The 20,224-nt window shown below is 64.7% G+C and carries 18 protein-coding genes and 1 riboswitch; of the genes, 3 read left to right on the top strand and 15 right to left on the bottom strand.

Translation table 11 applies throughout. The features are described 5' to 3' along the window. The 3 genes from H0485_RS18380 to meaB form a co-directional block, all read right to left on the bottom strand. Window positions 1-361 (bottom strand): acetyl-coenzyme A synthetase N-terminal domain-containing protein (locus tag H0485_RS18380; protein WP_290427262.1); only part of this gene is annotated, 361 nt, incomplete at its 3' end. 314 nt (window positions 362-675) lie between these two features. Next, a complete protein-coding gene (gene rpmB / locus H0485_RS18375; protein ID WP_226937382.1) occupies window positions 676-963 on the bottom strand; it encodes a 50S ribosomal protein L28 in 288 nt (95 codons plus the stop codon). 171 nt (window positions 964-1,134) lie between these two features. After that, the gene (gene meaB / locus H0485_RS18370) at window positions 1,135-2,112 is read right to left on the bottom strand and encodes a methylmalonyl Co-A mutase-associated GTPase MeaB (protein WP_226937381.1); all 978 of its coding nucleotides are present in this window, start codon (window positions 2,110-2,112) and stop codon (window positions 1,135-1,137) included. A gap of 215 nt (window positions 2,113-2,327) precedes the next feature. Here meaB and hrpB point away from each other — a divergent pair, with 215 nt between their 5' ends. Both hrpB and H0485_RS18360 read left to right on the top strand, forming a co-directional pair. Beyond that, on the top strand, window positions 2,328-4,742 hold the full coding sequence (gene hrpB / locus H0485_RS18365; RefSeq protein WP_226937380.1) for an ATP-dependent helicase HrpB: 2,415 nt from the start codon (window positions 2,328-2,330) through the stop codon (window positions 4,740-4,742). Window positions 4,743-4,819: 77 nt separating this feature from the next. Further along, on the top strand, window positions 4,820-5,989 hold the full coding sequence (locus H0485_RS18360; RefSeq protein ID WP_226937379.1) for an MFS transporter: 1,170 nt from the start codon (window positions 4,820-4,822) through the stop codon (window positions 5,987-5,989). A gap of 117 nt (window positions 5,990-6,106) precedes the next feature. Here the strand turns inward: H0485_RS18360 and argF are convergent, their stop codons facing one another. Both argF and H0485_RS18350 read right to left on the bottom strand, forming a co-directional pair. Further along, a complete protein-coding gene (gene argF / locus H0485_RS18355; RefSeq protein ID WP_226937378.1) occupies window positions 6,107-7,033 on the bottom strand; it encodes an ornithine carbamoyltransferase in 927 nt (308 codons plus the stop codon). Between the two features lie 75 nt (window positions 7,034-7,108). Further along, complete coding sequence (locus H0485_RS18350) at window positions 7,109-8,281, bottom strand: aspartate aminotransferase family protein (RefSeq protein WP_226937377.1); 1,173 nt, start codon at window positions 8,279-8,281, stop codon at window positions 7,109-7,111. A gap of 407 nt (window positions 8,282-8,688) precedes the next feature. On the opposite strand from H0485_RS18350, the gene H0485_RS18345 reads away from it, so the two are divergent. Further along, entirely contained in the window at window positions 8,689-9,342 is a 654-nt protein-coding gene (locus H0485_RS18345; protein ID WP_226937376.1) for a GcrA family cell cycle regulator, read from the top strand. A gap of 211 nt (window positions 9,343-9,553) precedes the next feature. On the opposite strand, the gene aroA is transcribed toward H0485_RS18345, so the two are convergent. From aroA to miaB, 10 genes are all read right to left on the bottom strand, one after another. Next, on the bottom strand, window positions 9,554-10,900 hold the full coding sequence (gene aroA / locus H0485_RS18340) for a 3-phosphoshikimate 1-carboxyvinyltransferase (RefSeq protein ID WP_226937375.1): 1,347 nt from the start codon (window positions 10,898-10,900) through the stop codon (window positions 9,554-9,556). A gap of 173 nt (window positions 10,901-11,073) precedes the next feature. Further along, window positions 11,074-11,802, bottom strand: a complete 729-nt coding sequence (trmB, locus tag H0485_RS18335) for a tRNA (guanine(46)-N(7))-methyltransferase TrmB (RefSeq protein WP_226937374.1) — start codon at window positions 11,800-11,802, stop codon at window positions 11,074-11,076. A 139-nt stretch (window positions 11,803-11,941) separates the two neighbouring features. Further along, the gene (gene metK / locus H0485_RS18330; RefSeq protein WP_226937373.1) at window positions 11,942-13,108 is read right to left on the bottom strand and encodes a methionine adenosyltransferase; all 1,167 of its coding nucleotides are present in this window, start codon (window positions 13,106-13,108) and stop codon (window positions 11,942-11,944) included. Between the two features lie 6 nt (window positions 13,109-13,114). Beyond that, a riboswitch (SAM-SAH riboswitch) is annotated at window positions 13,115-13,164 on the bottom strand. Window positions 13,165-13,195: 31 nt separating this feature from the next. After that, window positions 13,196-14,737, bottom strand: a complete 1,542-nt coding sequence (gene lnt, locus H0485_RS18325; RefSeq protein ID WP_226937372.1) for an apolipoprotein N-acyltransferase — start codon at window positions 14,735-14,737, stop codon at window positions 13,196-13,198. A gap of 2 nt (window positions 14,738-14,739) precedes the next feature. After that, complete coding sequence (locus H0485_RS18320) at window positions 14,740-15,645, bottom strand: CBS domain-containing protein (RefSeq protein ID WP_226937371.1); 906 nt, start codon at window positions 15,643-15,645, stop codon at window positions 14,740-14,742. A 41-nt stretch (window positions 15,646-15,686) separates the two neighbouring features. Continuing rightward, window positions 15,687-16,184 (bottom strand): rRNA maturation RNase YbeY, encoded by a 498-nt coding sequence (ybeY, locus tag H0485_RS18315; RefSeq protein ID WP_226937385.1) that lies wholly within the window; start codon window positions 16,182-16,184, stop codon window positions 15,687-15,689. A 203-nt stretch (window positions 16,185-16,387) separates the two neighbouring features. Beyond that, a complete protein-coding gene (locus H0485_RS18310; protein ID WP_226937384.1) occupies window positions 16,388-17,359 on the bottom strand; it encodes a PhoH family protein in 972 nt (323 codons plus the stop codon). A gap of 300 nt (window positions 17,360-17,659) precedes the next feature. Next, complete coding sequence (locus H0485_RS18305; protein WP_226937370.1) at window positions 17,660-18,025, bottom strand: hypothetical protein; 366 nt, start codon at window positions 18,023-18,025, stop codon at window positions 17,660-17,662. A gap of 11 nt (window positions 18,026-18,036) precedes the next feature. Beyond that, complete coding sequence (locus tag H0485_RS18300; RefSeq protein ID WP_226937369.1) at window positions 18,037-18,618, bottom strand: OmpA family protein; 582 nt, start codon at window positions 18,616-18,618, stop codon at window positions 18,037-18,039. Between the two features lie 194 nt (window positions 18,619-18,812). Continuing rightward, window positions 18,813-20,180: a tRNA (N6-isopentenyl adenosine(37)-C2)-methylthiotransferase MiaB gene (gene miaB / locus H0485_RS18295; protein ID WP_226937368.1), complete on the bottom strand. Its 1,368-nt coding sequence runs from the start codon at window positions 20,178-20,180 to the stop codon at window positions 18,813-18,815. Window positions 20,181-20,224 lie beyond the last annotated feature (44 nt).

Here is a 20,224-nt window from a genome sequence, read left to right as displayed (position 1 = left end):
GCGACACCTGTTCGAGCAATTCGCGATAGCTGATATGTTTCGCCGGTTCCGCCGGATCATCCGGCTCCCAGATGATCGCGGTCTGCTCAGCGCGGTCGATCAGATGGCGGTCGATGCAATTGGCGGCTACGTTGAGAATGCCGTCCTCATACCAGCGGATCGAAACCGCGCCCGGCGCGAAAGAGGTGTTCTTCACCTTCGTATAGGGCCGGATCCAGTCGAGCCTGAGCCCTTCCTCGCCCCAGAAAGCCTCAGGCGCTTCGACCGAATGCGCATAACGCGACGCATAGCCCGCCGCATCAAGATGCGACCCCGCCACAAATGCCGCCGATGGCGGGTAAAGCTGCACAGGAGCTGACATGGCCCCTTCCTCCCTCGGAATAAGCGGGGATGACTGTGCGCCCGTGTCTCTGCGGATTGCTCCGCTCTCCTCCCGGGCCGCCGCCTCTCCCCGCGACGTCTCTCGGGTCCGGCGCGCGGTAAGCATACGCCGTCCTTCCCGCTCATTTTCTGCCTGGCCCTGCCACAAGGTCAAGCGCCGATCCGTCGCCTCCCCGGAGTTTCTTGCAAGGCGCCGGAGATAAGCGGCTGACAGAAAAGAAAAAACCCTGATCGCCGGGCGATCAGGGTTTTAATCTTTCAGATCACGGCCTTAAGGCCGGATGCTGACAGCGCTCAGACAGCAGCTGCTGCTTTCGCGATGTCGCGCTTGATTTTCAGCGCGTCAGCCGAGAGCTCCACGTCTTTGGCGCGTGCCAGGAAGGCGTCCAGACCACCGCGGTGATCAACCGAACGCAGGGCAGCTGCCGAGATGCGCAGGGTGAAGGTCTTGCCGAGGGTGTCGGAAGCCAGCGAAACCTCATTCAGGTTCGGCAGGAAGCGACGACGGCTTTTGTTATTTGCATGGCTGACCGTGTTGCCGGTCATCGGGCCCTTGCCCGTCAGTTCGCAAACGCGCGACATTTGAGTATCCTCGTTGTTCAGAAGGACAGGGCACGGGGAAGCCCCCGCCGTCCGAATTCGATTTGCGGCATGTACGGTCTATCGGCAGCGAGGTCAAGAGGCCGCCCCGGCAGAGCGGAACGAAAATCTGCGACACCCGCGCTTTCGCCCGTGCCTTGCCTCCCTATACACTCAGCTGCGGCCCAGTGCACGCATCATTTGCTGCGCTGCAGCCTCGGGGCTGTATTCGCCGCTCGTGACCGCTGCCGCCAGCCGGGCCATGATTCCCTGTGCCGGTTCGCGCTCGAGCACCGCCAGAAGCCCGTGGCGCACCTCTTCGGAAAACCAGTAGGCCGCCTGATCGGCGCGGCGTCTGGCCCAATGACCATGCTCGCGCCGCCAGCGCGCCAGCGCCTCCATCTCGGCCCAGGCCATTTCCAGCCCATTGCCCTCGACCGCCGAGACCGGCATCGCCTTGGGGAAATCCGGCGGATCCTGGGGGCGGCGGCGCAGCAGCCGCAAAGCCCCGGCATAATCGGCCACGGTACGGCGCGCCGTGGCCAGCAGATCGCCATCGGCTTTATTGACCAAAATCAGATCGGCCATTTCCATAATGCCGCGTTTGACCCCCTGCAACTCATCGCCGCCTGCAGGCGCCATCAGAAGCAGGAACAGATCGCAGATTTCGGCCACCATGGTCTCGGACTGACCGACCCCCACCGTCTCAATCACCACCAGATCAAAGCCTGCCGCCTCGCAAAGTGCCACCGCCTCCCGGGTGCGCCGCGCCACGCCCCCCATATGGGCCTGGCTGGGCGAGGGACGGATAAAGGCATTGGGATGGCGCGACAGCTGTTCCATCCGGGTTTTATCGCCCAGAATCGACCCGCCCGAGCGCGCCGAAGAGGGGTCCACCGCCAGCACGGCGACGCGCCTGCCCGCCTCGGCCAGCTGCATGCCAAAAGCCTCGGTGAAGGTCGATTTGCCCACCCCTGGCGTGCCGGAAAGACCAAGGCGTAAAGCCTCGCGTCCCGAGCCGCGCAGCATCGTCAGCAATTCCACCGCCTGTTCGCGATGATCCGCCCGCGCGCTTTCAATCAGAGTGATCGAACGCGCCAGCGCCCGCCGGTCTCCGGCGAGAACCGCCGCTGCCATTTCCGCAATCGTCATCAGATTTCCTCTTCCGCCGGGAAATGTCTGCCAAAGCGGGCCGCAAAAAGCCAGCAGACAAAAGAAGGGGGCGCTGCCCCCCGCAGCTGTCGCAGCCCCCCCGGGATATTTGAGGAAGGGGAAATCCGCGATCCGCGCCTGGCCATTTTTTTAAATATCTCCGCCCGGGCCAGCCGCCACTGGCCAGAGCCGCAGACGCCTGGCATATAGCGGGAATGATCACCCTGCCCGTCACCCATATCCTGCCCGAGCTGCGCCAGGCCCTTGCCCAGGCAGGCCGCGCCGTGCTGCAGGCCCCGCCCGGGGCCGGAAAAACCACGCTGGTGCCGCTCGATCTGCTCGCCTCCGGGCTTTATCCAGGCAAGATCCTGATGCTCGAGCCGCGCCGTCTGGCGGCCCGCGCCTCGGCCGTGCGCATGGCCTCGACCCTGGGCGAGGCGGTCGGACAGCGTGTCGGCTACCGCATCAGGGGCGAGGCGAAGATCTCGGACGCCACCCGGATTGAGGTGGTGACCGAGGGCATTCTGACCCGGATGATCCAGGGCGATCCCGAGCTTTCGGGCATTTCCTGCGTGATCTTTGACGAATTTCACGAGCGCTCGCTGCAGGCCGATCTGGGCCTTGCGCTGGTGCTCGAGCTGCGCGCCGCTTTGCGCCCGGATCTGGCGGTGCTGGTGATGTCGGCCACGCTCGATGCCGCGCCGGTGGCCGCGCTGATGCAGGATGCGCCGGTTCTGACCGCCGAGGGCCGCGCCTTCCCGGTCGAAACCCGCTGGCTGCCCCGGCCCGTGGATGCCTCGCTGCGCTTTGAGGCCGCCATGGCCGGGCTGATCCGCCAGGCGCTCGGGGAAAACCCCGAGGGCGGGCTGCTGGCCTTTTTGCCGGGTGAGGCTGAGATCCGCCGCCTTGCCGCCCTGCTTGATCCCCTGCCCGGCTGCGTGATCCGCCCGCTTTATGGCGCGATGGATTTCGCCAGCCAGCAGGCCGCCCTCGCCCCCGCCGGGCCCGGGCTGCGCAAACTGGTGCTCGCCACCTCTATCGCCGAAACCTCGCTGACCCTGCCCGATATCCGCATCGTGGTGGATGGCGGCAAGGCGCGGCGCGCGCGGTTTGATCCGGGCTCTGGCATGGCGCGGCTGGTGACCGAAAGGGTGACCAGGGCCGAAGCCGAGCAAAGGCGCGGCCGGGCCGGCCGGGTGGCGGAAGGTCTCTGCTACCGGCTCTGGACGAAGGGGGAAGAGGGCGGCATGGCCGCTTTCCCGCCGCCCGGCATTCAGGTCGCTGACCTGACGGCGCTGGCGCTGGAACTGGCGGAATGGGGTTCGGATGATCTGCCCTTCCTCACCCCGCCGCCCGAAGCCGGCCTCAGCGAGGCACGAGCGCTGCTGCGCGATCTCGGCGCGCTCGATGCCACCGGCAGCATCACCGCGCATGGCAGGAAGCTGGCCGCTTTGCCGCTGCATCCGCGTCTGGGCCATATGCTGGCGGTCGCGGGGAAAGAGGCCGCCCCCCTCGCGGCGCTGATCGGGGAGCGCGATCCTTTGCGCGGCGCCGGGCCCGAACTGGAGCTGCGGCTCCAGGCCATTGCCCGCCCGCCCGAAAATGCCGATCGCGGCGTGATTGAGCGGATCCGTCAGGAGGCAAAGCGCCTCGTCCGGGCGGCGGGGGACAGCGATGTGCAGTACAGCCCGGCGCAGATGGCGGCGCTGGCCTATCCCGACCGCATCGGGTTGCGCCGCAGGGGTGAGGCACCGCGTTTTCTGCTGTCGGGCGGCAAAGGCGCTTATATCGAACCGGGCAGCGCGCTGGCAAAAGCCCGGCTGCTGGTCGCCACCGATCTCGACGGAGACCCGCGTGAGGCGAAGATCCGTATGGCGGCGGCGCTGAGCGAGGAAGAGCTGCGCGAAATTGCCGCCGACCGCATCACCTGGAGCGATGAGGTGATCTGGAACAGCCGCGAGAACCGGGTCCAGGCATTGCGCCGCGAGCGCTATGGCGCGCTGGTGCTCAATGAGCGCGCCTGGAGCGAGGCCCCCGCCGAGGCCCTGTCGCGCGCCGCGCTGCAGGGGCTGCGCGAAAACGGGCTGAGCTGGAGCGCGGCCGCGGCCCGGCTGCGCGCCCGGATCGCACTGACCCGGGGCGAGGACTGGCCCGGGGTCAGCGATCTGGCCCTGCTCGACAGCGCCGAAGACTGGCTCTTGCCCTGGCTTGGCAAAGCCCGCAACCTCGGCGATCTGAAGGGGCTCGATCTGAGCGAGGCGCTGAAAGCCCATCTGGGGCATGCCAGAATGGCCGAGGTCGACCGCCTGGCCCCGGCGCATTTCACCACGCCGCTGGGCCGCGCCGTGCCGATTGATTACGAGGGCGAACATCCGGCGATTGCGGTGCGGTTGCAGGAGATGTTCGGCGTCACCCAGCATCCGACCGTCGGCCAGCACCGCCTGCCTTTGCGCATCAGCCTGCTCTCACCGCGCCAGACCCCGGTGCAGGTGACGCTGGATCTGCCGGGATTCTGGAGCAATTCCTATGCCGATGTGCGCAAGGATATGCGCGGCCAGTATCCCAAACATCCCTGGCCCGAAGACCCGCGCGAGCATGAGCCGACGCTGCGTGCAAAACCACGACGCTGAAGCCCTCGCCCCCCCTTTCCTGATTGCGGGCGAGCAGATAGGCAGGCGCTGAGACTGATCCAGGAGCCTGTGCCCGAATGACCCGCGACGAAGCCCGTTCTGCCCGCTGGGCCAATTCGGCCCTGTTCCTCTCCGGGGGGATCATGATCGGGGCCTGGGCCCCGCAGATCCCGCTGCTGCTGCCCAAACATGGCATCGACAAGCCGACGCTGGGCATTCTGATCTTCGGCCTTGGCATTGGCGCGATGATTGCCATGCTCTTCGTCGGCAAAGCCATTCCGCGCTTTGGCACCCTGCCGCTGGTCCGGCTCGCCGGGCTGGGCATTGTGCCGGTGCTGCCCATGGTCGCCTTCGCGCCGTCGCTGTTCTGGCTGAGCCTCGCCATGGTGATGTTCGGCGTGCTGATGGGCGCGCTCGACATCATGGCCAATGCCAATGCGGTCGAGGTTGAGCGCCGGCTCGGCAAGGCCATCATGTCCTCGCTGCATGGGTTCTGGAGCCTTGGCGGCTTTATTGCCGGATCGCTGGGGGCGCTGGTGATCTCACGCGCCGGGGGCGAGGTCCAGGCGCTGCTCTCCTCGGCGGTGATCCTCGCCATCGTGCTTTGCGCTTTGCCCTTCCTGCGCGGTGAGCCGCCCCTGCCGCCGGAGCCGGTTGCCAGCGCGACCAGAAGCAGCTTCCTGCCGCGCGAGCTCAGCATCTGGCTGCTGGGGCTGATGGCCTTTCTTGCCTTCGTCCCTGAGGGCGCAGTGCTCGACTGGGGCGCCTTGTTCCTCGCCGAAACCTTCGGCGCCGATGAATTCACCGCAGGCCTCGGCTTTGCGCTTTTCGCCGCCACTATGGCACTGATCCGCTTTGCCGGTGACGGGCTGCGCAACCGCTTTGGCTCGGTGCCGACCTTCACCTTCTCGGCGCTGATCGCGGGCCTTGGCCTCGCGCTGGCGGCCCTGGCCCCCGGCTCTTATATCGCCATTTTCGGCTTTGCCCTCTCGGGCTTTGGCTGCGCCAATTTGGTACCGGTGATCTTCTCGGCGGCGGGCAATATTCCCGGCCAGCGCCCGGGCGCGGCTTTGTCGGTGGTGACGATGATCGGCTATGCCGGCGTGCTGATGGCCCCGGCCACCATCGGCTGGCTGGCCGAGAATTTCGGCCACCGCGTCACCTTTGGCGGCCTCGCGGCAATGATCCTCGCCCTTGCCTTCCTGTCGCGCTGGACGGTGACAGCTGATCACCGCCAGGAGCTGTAAACCCGCCGCCCCTGGTTATCCAATCCGGTCTGTGCAAAAGGGCGCCCCGCAAGGCGCCCTTTTTTTTAAGTCTCACGGCATTAAGTCCCGCGGCTTCAGGTCCCGCGGCGCCAGGCCTCAGAGGCCAAGGCACCAGCGCATCACTGCTTTCTGGGCATGCAGACGGTTTTCCGCCTCATCGAAGATCACCGAATGCGGCCCGTCCATCACCGCACTGGTCGCCTCATCATTGCGATGCGCGGGCAGGCAATGCATGAACAGCGCATCGGGCTTTGCCCGGCTCATCAGCTGCTCATTGACCTGATAGGGGCGCAGCTGATTATGGCGGCGCTCTTTCGCCGATTCCGGATCATGCATCGAGACCCAGGTGTCGGTGACCACCAGATCCGCGCCCTCGACCGCGGTGAAGGGATCGCGCTGGATGGTGACTTTCACGCCTTTCGAGCGGGCAAGATCGACGAAGGCCGGCTCGGGGTCCAGGGTTTCCGGCCCGGTGAAGGTCATGTCAAAGCCAAACTGACCGGCGGCATGCAGGAAGCTGGCGCAGACATTATTGCCATCTCCGGCCCAGACCACTTTCTTGCCCCTGATCGGGCCACGATGCTCCTCATAGGTCAGGATATCGGCCATGATCTGGCAGGGATGGGTGCGGTTGGTCAGACCATTGATCACCGGCACCGTGGCATGTTCTGCCATCTCAAGCAGGGTCATTTCCTCAAAAGTGCGGATCATGATCAGATCGACATAGCGCGACAGGACGCGCGCGGTATCGGCAATGGTTTCGCCATGACCGAGCTGCATTTCTTTGCCCGAAAGCACCATGGTCTCGCCGCCGAGCTGGCGCACGCCGACATCGAAAGACACCCGGGTACGGGTCGAGGGCTTTTCAAAAATCAGCGCGACCATGTGGTTTTTCAGCGGCTGATCGGCATCGGGCGTGCCCTTTGGCAGACCGGTGCGGGCCTCTTTCATCGACCGGGCCTGGTCGATCATCCCGCGCAGATCTGCCGGAGAGGTGGTATGGATATCAAGGAAATGGTTCATGTTTTTCGCTTTTCACGGAGGGGGCAGAAGCCGGGGCTCTGCCCCGCACCCCGGGATATTTAACGACAGATGAAATCAGGCGGCAAGCGCTGTGGCAGCCGCATCGAGCCGGTTCAGCGCCTCGGCAATATCGGCATCAGGGATGTTCAGCGCCGGCAGCAGCCGCAGCACATTATCGGCCGCCGCCACCGTCAGAACACCGGCACCATAGCCCGCAGCGACCACATCCCCCGGCGTTTTCACGCATTTCAGCCCCAGCATCAGCCCCTCGCCCTGCACGCCCGAGAAGACCTGCGGATGCCGGGCGACCAGGCTTTCCAGCCCCTGGCGGAACAAAGCGCCCTTGCGGACCACCTCGGCGAGGAAGGCCGGATCGCTGACGATTTCGGTCACTTTCGCGCCGATCGCACAGGCCAGCGGATTGCCGCCATAGGTCGAGCCATGCGTGCCCGCAATCATACCCTTTGCCGCCTTTTCGCTCGCCAGCACCGCGCCGAGCGGGAAGCCGCCGCCGATGCCCTTGGCCACCATCATGATATCGGGGGTCACCCCGGCCAGCTCATGGGCAAAAAGTTTGCCGGTCCGGCCCATGCCGCACTGCACCTCGTCAAAGATCAGCAAAGTGCCGGTCGCATCACAGATCGCACGCAGCTCCCGCAGGAAGGCCTGCCCGGCCGGGCGGATGCCGCCCTCGCCCTGGATCGGCTCGATGATCACCGCGCAGGTCTGATCGCTCACCGCCGCCTTCAGCGCTGCCAGATCGCCCCAGGGCAGCTGCGAGAAGCCCCCGATCAGCGGGCCATAGCCCTTCACCATCTTCTCGGAGCCGGCAAGGGCAATCGCCCCGGTCGAGCGGCCATGGAAGGCGCCCTCAAAGGCGAGGAAAGCGGTCCGTTCGGGCTGGCCGTTCTCATAATGGAACTTGCGCGCCATTTTGATCGCCAGCTCAGCGGTCTCGGTGCCGGAATTGGTGAAGAACACCGTATCGGCAAAGCTCTGATCGCAGAGCAGCGCCGCCAGACGCTCCTGCTCGGGGATGGTGTAGATATTCGAGACATGCCAGAGCTTCGCGCCCTGGTCCTGCAGCACCGCCACCAGTTCAGGCGCGCAATGGCCAAGCGCATTCACCGCAATCCCGGCGCCAAGGTCGAGGTAACGTCGCCCGTCCGTCGCCTCCAGCCAGCTGCCCTGGCCTTTGCTAAAGGCGAGCGGCGCACGGTTATAGGTCGGAAGCACAGCGGAAATCATAGGGATTGCCCTTCGGAATTGGGAAGCCAAGGCGTAAAGCCGGGGCATTGAGGCTGTCAACAGAGGGATTTTGCCCGAAAACGGTCAGGCAGCCGGGATCATGCGCCTCAGCGGCGTCGCAGACGAAGAGTAAGGGTCGCGGACATGATCATCCTGCCGCCTTAGCGCAGAAAGCCGGGAGCTGTAAATGAATTTGTCCGGCCAGCATCGCAGGAAAAGCGGCGCTTCCGACGGATTTACCATGCCGCAGGCCGGGAAATCCGCGATTTTCGCCCGGTTTCAGCGCGAAAACCTCGCCGCAGCCGCGGCGCAGCGTCACCCTGGGGTTGATTTGATTCGTTCTGCCCTTGCAGCCCCCTCCCCCGGACCGTTAGTATGCAGAGGGTATCAGACAGGCGGAGCGGGATATGTCCTGGACGGACGAGCGGGTCGAACTTCTCAAAAAGATGTGGTCGGAAGGCCAGTCTGCCAGCCAGATCGCCAAGGAACTTGGCGGTGTGACCCGCAATGCGGTGATCGGTAAGGTCCACCGGCTGGGGCTGTCCAACCGGGTTGGCGGCAAAGACGAGGAAGAGGCCGTGGCGGCCCCCTCTGCAGCGGCCCCGCCGCCGCGGGCGGCAGCCCCGGCCGAGCCGGTAGCAGCAGCCCCGCGGGCGGAAAGCCCGGCGGCAGCGCCCCAGGCGGCCAGCCCGCGCCCGGCCGAGCCCCTGCGCCCGGCGGCCGCCGCGCCCCAGGCCGCGCCCCAGGCGCCGGTCTCGAATGTCACCCCGCTGCCGATCCGCAAAGCCATCGTGCCCGCCGGTCAGCCGCTGCCGCCGCAGCCCTCGCTGAATGAAATCAGCCCCGAGGCGCTGGCTTCGGTGCGCGAGGTGGAAAAGCGTGCGCGCAAGCTGACGCTGATGGAGCTGACCGAGCGCACCTGCAAATGGCCGATCGGCGATCCGGCCTCGGATGATTTCTGGTTCTGCGGCCTGCCCTCGCTTGCCGGCAAACCCTATTGCGAAGCCCATGTCGGCGTCGCCTTCCAGCCGATGAGCGCACGCCGCGACCGTCGCCGCTGAAACCGCGCCAGAGCGTAAGAAAAAGCCCCGCCCGGATCATTCCGGCGGGGCTTTTTTCTGGCTTCTGCCAGGGGCTGGGGCTGCCTGACCCCCGCCGCCCGGGGATATTTCCGGACAAAGCAAAGACAGATTTCATCTGTCCTGAAATATCCTCAGGGGGTGAGCGGCCCTTCCGGGCTGCGAGGGGGCGCGAGCGCCCCCCTCTCTCTGATCAGGCCTTGCGGATCGCCGCGCCGAGCCCGTTCATCAGCCCCTCAAAGATCGGGAAAGAGGTCAGGATCGGCGAACCGTCATCGACGCTGATCTCTTTCTGCGCCGCCATACCGGCGACGAGGAAGCTCATGGCGATGCGGTGATCAAGATGGGTGGCGCAGGTGGCGCCGCCCGGCATACCGCCCGGGCCTTTGCCATGCACGATCAGCACATCTTCCTCTTCCTCGATGCTCATGCCGCAGGCCTCAAGCCCGCGCGCCATGGCGTCGATCCGGTCTGATTCTTTCACCCGCAGCTCTTTGACGCCGCGCATCACCGTGGTGCCATGGGCGAAGGAGGCGACCACCGAGAGTACCGGATATTCATCGATCATCGAGGGCGCGCGCTCTTCGGGCACCTCAATCCCCTGCAGATCCGGCGAATAGCGCACCCGCAGATCCGCGACCGGCTCGCCACCCTCTTCGCGCGGGTTCAGGAATTCGATCTGCGCCCCCATATCCACGAGGGTCAGATAGAGGCCGTTGCGGGTCAGGTTCTGGCTGACGCCCGGCACCAGGATATCCGAGCCCGGGGTGATCAGCGCCGCACAGACCGGGAAAGCCGCCGAGGAGGGATCGCGCGGCACAGCCACGGTCTGGGCCTTCAGCTCGGGCCGGCCCTTGAGGGTGATGACATGGCCCTCATCAGTCTGCTCAACCGTCAGATCGGCCCCAAAACCGCGCAGCATCCGCTCGGAATGGTCACGGGTCGGCTCGCGCTCAATCACCACGGTCTCCCCCGGGGCATTGAGACCAGCCAGCAGCACCGCCGATTTCACCTGGGCCGAGGCGACCGGCAGGGTATAGCGCACCGGCAGCGGATCTGCGGCGCCGACCAGCGTCATCGGCAGCCTGCCGCCCTTGCGGCCAAAGGCCTGGGTGCCAAACAGCGACAAAGGATCGGTGACCCGGCCCATCGGGCGCTTGTTCAGGCTGGCATCGCCGGTGAAAGTCGCGCTGATCGGCGTGGTGGCCATACAGCCCATGATCAGCCGCACGCCGGTGCCGGAATTGCCGCAGTCGATGACATTTTCCGGCTCACGGAAGCCGCCGACCCCGACGCCATTGACCGACCAGCTGCCTTCGCCATGGCGGGTCACGGTGGCGCCAAAGGCGCGCATTGCCTTAGCGGTATCGAGCACATCCTCGCCTTCGAGCAGGCCGGTGATCTTCGTCTCGCCAATCGCCATCGCGCCAAAAATCAGCGCGCGATGCGAGATCGACTTATCGCCCGGCACCTCTGCCACACCCGAGAGCGGACCGCTCTTCGCCGAAACCATCACCTGTGCTTCACCGTGACCGGACATGCCTGCTCTCCTGACCCGAATTCGCCTGTGGTGATAGCGCAACCAGATCAGACGGTCCACCTCTGGCAGGCTGCAAGCCGCCCGCAGCGACAGGATTTAAATCAGAGCGCGAAACGCGGTTTCCCGCCCTGACGGTGCCGCAGTAGAGGGCCGCCGTGAAGGGCCGCGCGGGATCAGTCGCGCGCCCAGGTCAGATAATGCGGCAGGCGGCCCTCGCGGAAGGCTTTCTGCTCATAGCGGGTCGAGATCCAGTCCTGCCAGTGCTGCCCCTCGCCCGCTTCTTTCACCAGGCGGAAGCCAGCAACCGGCACTTCCTCATGCGCCTGGCGGACATAATCGGGAATATCGGTCGCGATGCGGAATTCCGAGCCCGGCCGCATCACCCGGTGCAAAGCGGTCAGATAGCCCTGGGTGACGAAGCGGCGACGGTGGTGGCGCGCTTTTGGCCAGGGATCGGGATAGTTCAGGAAGGCTTTTTCGATCACATGATCGGGCAGCACATCGAAAAGATCGCGCACATCACCGGGATGGATCGAGAGATTGCTCACCCCCGCGGCGCGGATCTTGCCCAGAAGCATGGCGACGCCATTCACAAAAGGCTCGCAACCGATCAGATGGATCTGCGGATTGGCCGCGGCCATATGCACCAGATGCTCGCCGCCGCCAAAACCAATCTCGAGCCAGACCGGCTTGCCGGCGAATTGCGTCATATCGAGGATCTGACGCTCAGGGTTCTCCTCAGCCGTCACATTCTTCAGCCGCAGCAGCTCGAGATCATTGGCCAGATAATCCTTCTGGCTTGAGCGCAGGGTCTTGCCTTTGTGGCGGCCGTAGAAATTGCGGCGCTCTGCGGCCTCGCCGGCATCGCGAACTTCAGATTTCGGGGTCTCGGCGTCAGACATAGCGCTTCCTCAAACGAACCGGGGCCGTCTAATGGCCCAAAGGACCGGGGTCAACCGGCGCATGAAACCTGCCCCTGAATCCGGCCGATAAAAAAAGGGCGCCACGGCGGGCGCCCTTTATTCATTCTGTCGCCCCGGATCAGACCGCCGCTTTCAGCGCATCGATCAGATCGGTGCGCTCCCAGGAGAAGCCGCCATCAGCTTCGGGCGCGCGGCCGAAATGGCCATAGGCCGAGGTGCGGGCATAGATCGGGCGGTTCAGCCCCAGATGGGTGCGGATGCCGCGCGGCGTCAGGTCGAGCACCTTCGGCACCGCCTGCTCGATCACCGCATCCGGCACCAGGCCGGTGCCATGGGTATCGACATAGATCGACTGCGGCTCGGCCACGCCGATCGCATAGGAGACCTGCACCGTGCAGCGCGCCGCAAGGCCCGAGGCCACGATGTTTTTCGCCAGATAGCGCGCGGCATAGGCGGCCGAGCGGTCAACCTTGGTCGGATCCTTGCCCGAGAAAGCACCGCCGCCATGCGGCGCCGCGCCACCATAGGTATCGACGATGATCTTGCGGCCGGTCAGACCGGCATCACCATCCGGGCCGCCGATGACGAAAGTCCCGGTCGGATTGACATGCCAGACCGTCTTCGCGGTGATCCAGCCCGAGGGCAGGGTCTCGCGGATATAGGGTTCGACAATGGCGCGGATGTCGTCTGAGCTCTGGGCGATATCGCTGTGCTGGGTCGAGAGCACGATCGAGGTCACCTCAACCGGCTTGCTGTCCTCATAGCGCAGCGAGATCTGCGATTTGGCATCGGGGCGCAGGGTCGGCTGCTCACCCGATTTGCGCACCTCAGCCAGGCGGCGCAGGATGGCATGGCTATACTGGATCGGCGCTGGCATCAGCTCGGGCGTCTCCCGGCAGGCATAGCCGAACATAATGCCCTGATCACCGGCACCGTCGCGATCCACGCCCTGGGCAATATGCGCCGATTGCGGATGCAGCAGGTTCTGCACCTGCAGCGTATTCCAGTGGAATTCATCCTGCTCGTAGCCGATGTCTTTCACACAGTCGCGCACGATGCTCTCGACCCGGCCGAGGGTCTCGCTCAGGCGCGCCGGGTCAGAAAGTCCGACCTCACCGCCGACGACAACGCAATTGGTGGTGGCGAAAGTCTCGCAGGCAACGCGGGCATTGGCCTCTTCGGTGAGGAAAGCGTCCAGAATGGCGTCTGAGATGCGGTCGCATACTTTATCGGGATGCCCCTCCGAAACGGATTCGGAGGTGAAGACATAGTCAGTGCGGCTCATGAAAGTTGCTCCGTTGGGGTTAGCCCCGTCACGCCAGGAAGCCGTTGTGACGGTTGTCGACCCGCTTAGACCCCGGGGGAGCAACAATCAAGCGCTGTAAGGTCGCGGTCTGGTGGCAAACCGGGCCAGAACCAGTCCGGCCAGCAGCACAAACACGATGGGCCATTCCCCGGCAAGGCGCAGCATCCTTGCATAGGGTGGCACGGCCAGGGCGCCGGGGATCTGCGCATCAATCACCCCTTCGGCACCAAGGCCGAGCAGCGCGGGCTGGCCCCCGGGCGCCTCGACCACCCGGCCCCGTGCATCAATAAAGCCTGAAATGCCGGTATTGGCGGCGCGCAGCAGCGGCAGGCCCTGCTCAATGGCGCGCAGCCTGGTCTGGTCAAAATGCTGATAGGGGCCGGTCAGGGTGCCAAACCAGGCGTCATTGGTCACCTGCAGCATCCAGTCGGCGCGCGCATCAATGCTCAGATCCCCGGGGAAAATCGCCTCATAGCAGATCAGCGGCAAGGCCCGGCCCGCCCCCGCCGCCCCGGCCCTGGCAAGATCGAGAAGGTCACGCGTCCCGCCCGCCGAATAACCCGCCCCCACCTGGGCGGCAAAGGCGCGGATGCCAAAGGCCTGCCAGAGCAGATCACCCATCGGCATATATTCCCCGAAGGGCACGAGATGCATTTTGTCAAAGCTCTGGCTGACCTCACCCGCGCCGGTAAAGACCCCGAGGCTGTTCCAGGCCAGCGCTCCCTGGTTGCGCTGGAAGCCCGAAACCACGGGGCGCCCTGCCCCGGCCCCGGTCATCGCCAGCGGCACCCAGCTGCCTGGCTCGAAGAGATAGGGCACAGCGGTCTCGGGCCAGATCACCAGATCGGCAGCCGCCCCCTCTGTCATCTGCAACAGCCGGGTGAAATTGCGATCCGCCTCTTGCGGATCCCATTTCAGGCTTTGCGCGATATTGGGCTGAACGATACGGGCGCGGGCGGCAAGCGCCGCCGGCTCTGGCAGAGCGAGCCGGTGCCAGGACCAGCCCGCGGCAAGGGCCAGAACAGCCAGGCTGAGCGCCCCGCCCCGGCGCCAGCCGTAAGATAAAGGTGCGGCCAGGGCGATCAGGGTCAGCGCCGTCATGCCATAGCTGCCGCTGAGCGAGGCCATCTGGGCCAAAGGCGTCGCGGCCCAGATATGGCCGGGCAAAGCCCAGGGGAAACCGGTCAGCACATGGCCGCGCGCCAGCTCGGCCAGCGACAGCGTCAGCGCAAAGCCGATGCCCCCCAGACGCAGTCGTGCCGAGAGCCAGCCCGCCGCCGCCCAGAACAAGCCAAGCCCGAAGGAGATGCCGAGGAGCGCGAAAGGCGCCATCCAGCCATGGCGCAGCGGATCGACCATGAAAGGCTGAACGATCCAGGACAGGCCAAAGCCAAACCAGCCCGCGGCGACAAACCAGGCGCGTCTGGCGGCAAGGCCCGGCGTTTCAGCCGAGCCGACCCGGTGCAGGATCAGGCCCAGCGCGATCAGCGATACTGGCCAGAAATTCAGCGGCGCGAGGCCGGTGACCGCCACCAGCCCCAGAGCAAAGTCACGCGCGATGCTGCGCCAGGCGGCGTTGCGGAGGCCGCAGATCGCGCGTGAGATCATGTTCAGCCAGCCCGTCCGGTCATTGCCTCGGCCCCGGTCTGGCCCGGAAGGCGCAGCCGCAGCCGTTTGATCCGGCGGACATCGGCATCCACCACCTCAATCGTCGCGCCATTCTCCAGCGCGATGACCTCGCCTTTCGAGGGCACATGGCCGGTGCGCAGGAAGACGAGGCCGCCGATCGTATCGATCTCCTCATCCTCGGCGCCCGAGCGCAGACGGAAGTTCAGCGCCGTCTCCAGATCCTCAAGCTCGGCGGTAGACTGGGCCAGCAGCACGCCCGGGGCCTCTTCTTTCCACAGATGTCCCGCGACCTCATCATGCTCATCCTCGATCTCACCGATCACGGTCTCGATCAGATCCTCGATGGTCACAAGGCCATCGACCCCGCCATATTCATCGATGATCAGCGCCATGTGCACGCGGTCTTTCTGCATTTTCTGCAGCAGAACCGCGCCCGGCATTGAGGGGGGGGCATAGAGGATGGGGCGCAGCAGCGCCTTCAGATCATAGGGCTTTGTCTGGTCAAAACCGTGGTTCAGGGCAATATCCTTGAGCAGCACCAGACCCAGTGGCTGATCGAGGCTGTCATCATAGACCGGCAGGCGCGAGAAACCATGCGCGCGGAAGACGGCAACCAGCTCGGAAAGCTCTGCTGTCACCGGAACCGCGATAATCTCGGCTTTGGGGATCGCGACATCATCGACACTGAGCCGCTGCAGGGCAGCAAGTCCGCTCAGCGCGGCGCGCTGTTCCCGTGTTTCGGCGGCATCCGCCCCGCCTGGCGAAAAGGCGGAAATGATCCGCCCGAAAAAGCCCCGTCCCGCGCCTTCGTTTGAAGAAGAAGCGGCCTCGGCCTGACTGTCAGACGCGTCCGGCGTCTGATCCGGCCCATCGTTGCTACTGCCCATCGTCCCTTTATCCAGAAAGCACCCGGTATGTGGATGCGCGCCTAATATGGGTCAGCAATGCCCATGGCCGCAAGTATCCGCGTTTCATGTTCTTCCATAAGCCGCGCATCTTCGTCTTCAATATGGTCATAACCCAGCAGATGCATGACACCATGCACGATCAGATGGGTGACATGCTGCGCCGGATCCTTGCCCTGCTCATCCGCCTCACGCAGGCAGGTTTCATAGGCAATCGCCAGATCGCCCAGCTCTTCGGGATCATCGGCATCGCCGGGCTCAGGCGGTTCGGGCTCTTCGCCGATCACTTCGGCGGCGCGCTCCTCCGAGGGCCAGGAGAGCACATTGGTCGGGCTGGGCTTACCGCGAAACTCGGCATTGAGCAGCGAAATCCGCGCATCATCACAGGCCAGAAGCGCGATCACAAAGCCCCCGGCGGGCAGGCCCATGCCGGTAAGCGTGGCGCGGGCGGCGGTTTCGGCCAGCGCTTCCAGCCCGAAGGCCTGCCAGCGCTCATCCTCAAAAACGGTCTCTGTCAGCATCTGATCCATGGCGCCGCGCCTATCCTCTGGCGCGCTCTGAGGCAAGGGGCGGCGGAAGGGGGCCCTGCCCCCCTTCACACTCCCGGGATATTTCAGGACAGATGAAAGCCGCTTGTTCATTCATCTGTCCGTAAATATCCCCCGCCGGAGGCATCCAGGCCCGTGCAACGGGCCCGGAGATCTTTTTCAGAAGCGCAAGACTGTCAGGCCCGGGCCTCATCGGCATCCCAGGCCTCGATGATCCGGCCGACCAGCGGGTGACGCACCACGTCTTTGGCGGTGAAATAATTGAAGCTGATGCCCTGAACCCCTTTCAGGATCCGCTCAGCCTCGGAAAGACCCGAGGTCACGCCGCGCGGCAGGTCTACCTGGGTGCGGTCGCCGGTGATCACCATACGCGAGCCCTCGCCCAGACGGGTGAGGAACATTTTCATCTGCATCGCCGTCGAATTCTGCGCCTCATCGAGCACGACGAAACTATTGGCGAGGGTCCGGCCGCGCATGAAGGCCAGAGGCGCGATCTCGATCCGCTTCTCGGCGATCAGCTTCTCGACCTGACGCGCCGGCAGGAAATCGTTCAGCGCGTCATAGAGCGGCTGCATATAGGGATCGACTTTTTCCTTCATATCGCCGGGCAGGAAGCCCAGCCGCTCACCAGCCTCGACCGCCGGACGCGAGAGCACGATCTTTTCCACCGCGCCGGTGAGCAGCATGGTCACCCCGACCGCCACCGCCAGATAGGTCTTGCCGGTGCCCGCCGGGCCGATGCCAAAGCCCAGCTCATTGCGGAACAGATTGGCGACATAAGCCTTCTGCGCCTCAGTCCTCGGCTCGATCGGCTTTTTGCGGGTGCGCAGCTCCATGCCGGGTGCGAACATTTCGATCTGCTCGCCCTCAGGCGCTTTCGCCGCCGCTGTGGCGCTGCCAAAGCGCAGAGCGCCGTCGATGTCGCCCGCGCCGATGGACCGCCCCTCCTCAAGCCTTGCGTAAAGCGAGCGCAGCACCGCCGCCGCCTGCTCACGCAGCTCTTTGTCACCGACCACGACAAGCCGGTTGCCGCGCCGCAGAATATGCAGGCCAAGCTGGTTTTCGATCTGCGAAAGATTGCGGTCATATTCACCGCAAAGACCAATCAGCAGACGGTTATCAGGAAATTCCAGGACGGTTTCCACCATATCCTCGGTGCGGGTCGGGGGGGTCAGCGCGCTGATGCCCAAGCGGGTCTCCTGTGCTTGAATCCTGGCCTTAATGCTGCGCCTCAGCGCGGGATCTGGCAAGGGGCTACGTTCGCACCACTATATCTTGCCCCGGCATGTAAAGATCTAGCGACAAATCCCGGGGTTTCAACCACTGCCGCCTGCCCTGCCCGGTATTTGCGCCCGGCATTTGCTTTCAAAGCAAAAGGCCGCATGCCCGGGCGGGATGCGGCCTTCCGGTAATTCCGGTGTCTGTCGCGGGTCGAAACCCCCGCGGCCTCAGTTGCGGCCGACGACCACGGTATTGCGGCGCGAGCCAGGCACCCAGTCACGGATGCCCTGGCTTCCGGTCTGGTAATCGCCCAGCACCGTACCCGGCGGATAGAGATTATTACAGATCGGCAGGCCCGAGACCGGATCGTAGCGCGGCGTCGAATAGCCCTCGACCCCGTCATCCATGATCCAGTTCTGGCAGCCATCCGGATCATAGGCGATGGCGGCGCGGCCATTGACCAGCACGCCCTTATCGCGCCCCCGGTCGTCTGCGGTGGCGATCACCGAATCCGGGCCCTGATAGGGCGAAAGCCCGTCACATCCTGCAAGAAGGGCAATGCCGAGCAAGAGGCCTATAGTTTTAAATGCCATGGTTCTGCCCCTTACCAGCGATAGCACACGACTTCGACACGACGATTTTTCGCCATGCCGGCCGCGGTGGAATTGGTTGCAACCGGATGACGCTCGCCAAAGCCGATCTGACGCTCGACCGAAGCGCCAACCGAGCGCGCCACATCACCCACGGCTTTGGCGCGACGCTCAGACAGGCGCATATTATATTCATCCGAGGCGCGGCTGTCGGTATGGCCATAAATGGCATAGCCGAAGGCCCCGGCCGACGAGAAGAACTGCGCAAGGCGCTGGCGTCCGGCACTGGTCAGCTTTGAGCTGTCGGTGGCGAAAAGCGCATCGGTATTCTCAACCAGACAGGTGTTTTTCTTCAGACAGACCGGGCGGCCGGTCTTCGGATCGCGGCGCGGCACCATATAGCCCTCGAGGCCGCCATCGGCCCACCAGTGCATACAGCCGTCATCGTCAATCCAGGCACCCCATTCAATTTTTCCGGTGACGACAGTACGATCAACCGTGCGATCCTGAGCGGCAGCAGCGCCGCCCGAAATAATCATCGCTGCCAGAGCAGCGCTTTTAAAAATACCCTGCACGGCACGTGAAATATAACTCACAGCCAGCCCCCTTCACCCTAATGTGACAGTCCGGGCAGGATTGACGAGCCTGACCTTGCAAGTAAAGGGAATTCTGGCTGGTTCAGGGCATTAATATGGCCATCTGGACGCCCAGGACCACAAGATGCGGTGGTTAATGCGGCATTGATGCGGGCAGCGCAACAATCGGGCCATAAGGCCCGCGCCGCCGGGGATCAGCCCGGCAGCAGCACCGCCGCCAGAGAATTCGCGCTCGCCGCGGTGACACGCGCGCGCACCAGATCGCCGATCGCACCCGCCCCATCCTCGACATGCACCGCCATCAGATGTTCGGATTTGCCCACCATCTGCCCGGGATAGCGCCCGGTTTTTTCGTAAAGCACCGAAATCTCGCGACCGACCATCTGCGCCTGGGCCGCCGTCTGCTGGCTCTGCAACAGCGCCTGGAGCGCCTGAAGCCGGGCATCGGCCACCGCATCCGGCACTCCGGCCTTTTCCGCCGCAGGCGTGCCCGGGCGGGCGGAATATTTAAACGAGAAAGCCGCGCCGTAATTCACCCGGCGCACCAGATCCATCGTATCCTCGAAATCCTGATCGGTCTCGCCGGGGAAGCCGACAATGAAATCCGAGGTCATCAGAATATCGGGCCGCGCCTCGCGGATCCGGTCGATCAGACGGAAATACTGATCGCGGGTGTGTTTGCGGTTCATCGCCTTCAGAATGCGGTCCGAGCCGGACTGCACCGGCAGATGCAGATAGGGCATCAGCTGCGGCAGATCGCCATGCGCCGCAATCAGATCATCATCCATGTCATTGGGATGGCTGGTGGTATAGCGCAGCCGGTCCAGCCCGCCGATCTCGCCAAGGCTGCGCAGCAAGCGGCCGAGCGTCCAGCTCTCTGCCCCCCCGGCCGCGCCGTGATAGCCATTCACATTCTGCCCGAGCAAAGTGATTTCCCGCACCCCGCGCGCGACCAGTTCCCGCGCCTCCCGCAGCAGCCGCTCGGCCGGACGCGACACCTCGGCGCCGCGGGTATAGGGCACCACGCAGAAAGCGCAGAATTTGTCGCAGCCCTCCTGCACCGTCAGAAAGGCGGTCGGGCCGCGATAGCCCTTGCGCTGCGGCAGATGCTCAAATTTATCCTCGGCCGGGAAATCGGTATCGACCTGGGGTCCGCCTGCCTCAACCATCGCCGGCAGCCGGTGATAGGCCTGGGGGCCGACCACGATATCGACCAGCGGCATACGGCGGCGGATTTCCTCGCCCTCGGCCTGGGCGACGCAGCCCGCCACGCCGACTTTCATCTCCGGATTCTTCCGCTTCAGCGCCCGCAGCCGCCCCAGATCGGAATAGAGCTTTTCACTGGCTTTTTCGCGGATATGGCAGGTGTTGAGCAGCACCATATCGGCATCATCCGCCGTTTCGGTCAGCACATAGCCTTTCGAGCCCATCGCCTCCGCCATGCGCTCGCTGTCATAGACATTCATCTGACAGCCATAGGTCTTGATGAACAGCTTTTTGGCAGCTTCGCCTTCCGGCAGGCGCAGAGCAGCAGGGTCGTGCAGAATGGGCGGGTTCGTCATGCGGATGGTCTCCTCGGAAGGCGACTTTTACACCGCCCCTGCCC

The organism is Pseudogemmobacter faecipullorum, from assembly GCF_020539525.1.
Taxonomy (GTDB): Bacteria; Pseudomonadota; Alphaproteobacteria; order Rhodobacterales; family Rhodobacteraceae; genus Pseudogemmobacter; species Pseudogemmobacter faecipullorum.
The sequence above is the reverse complement of the archived record's forward strand: the minus strand, read 5'-3'. Positions and strand labels throughout refer to the sequence as shown.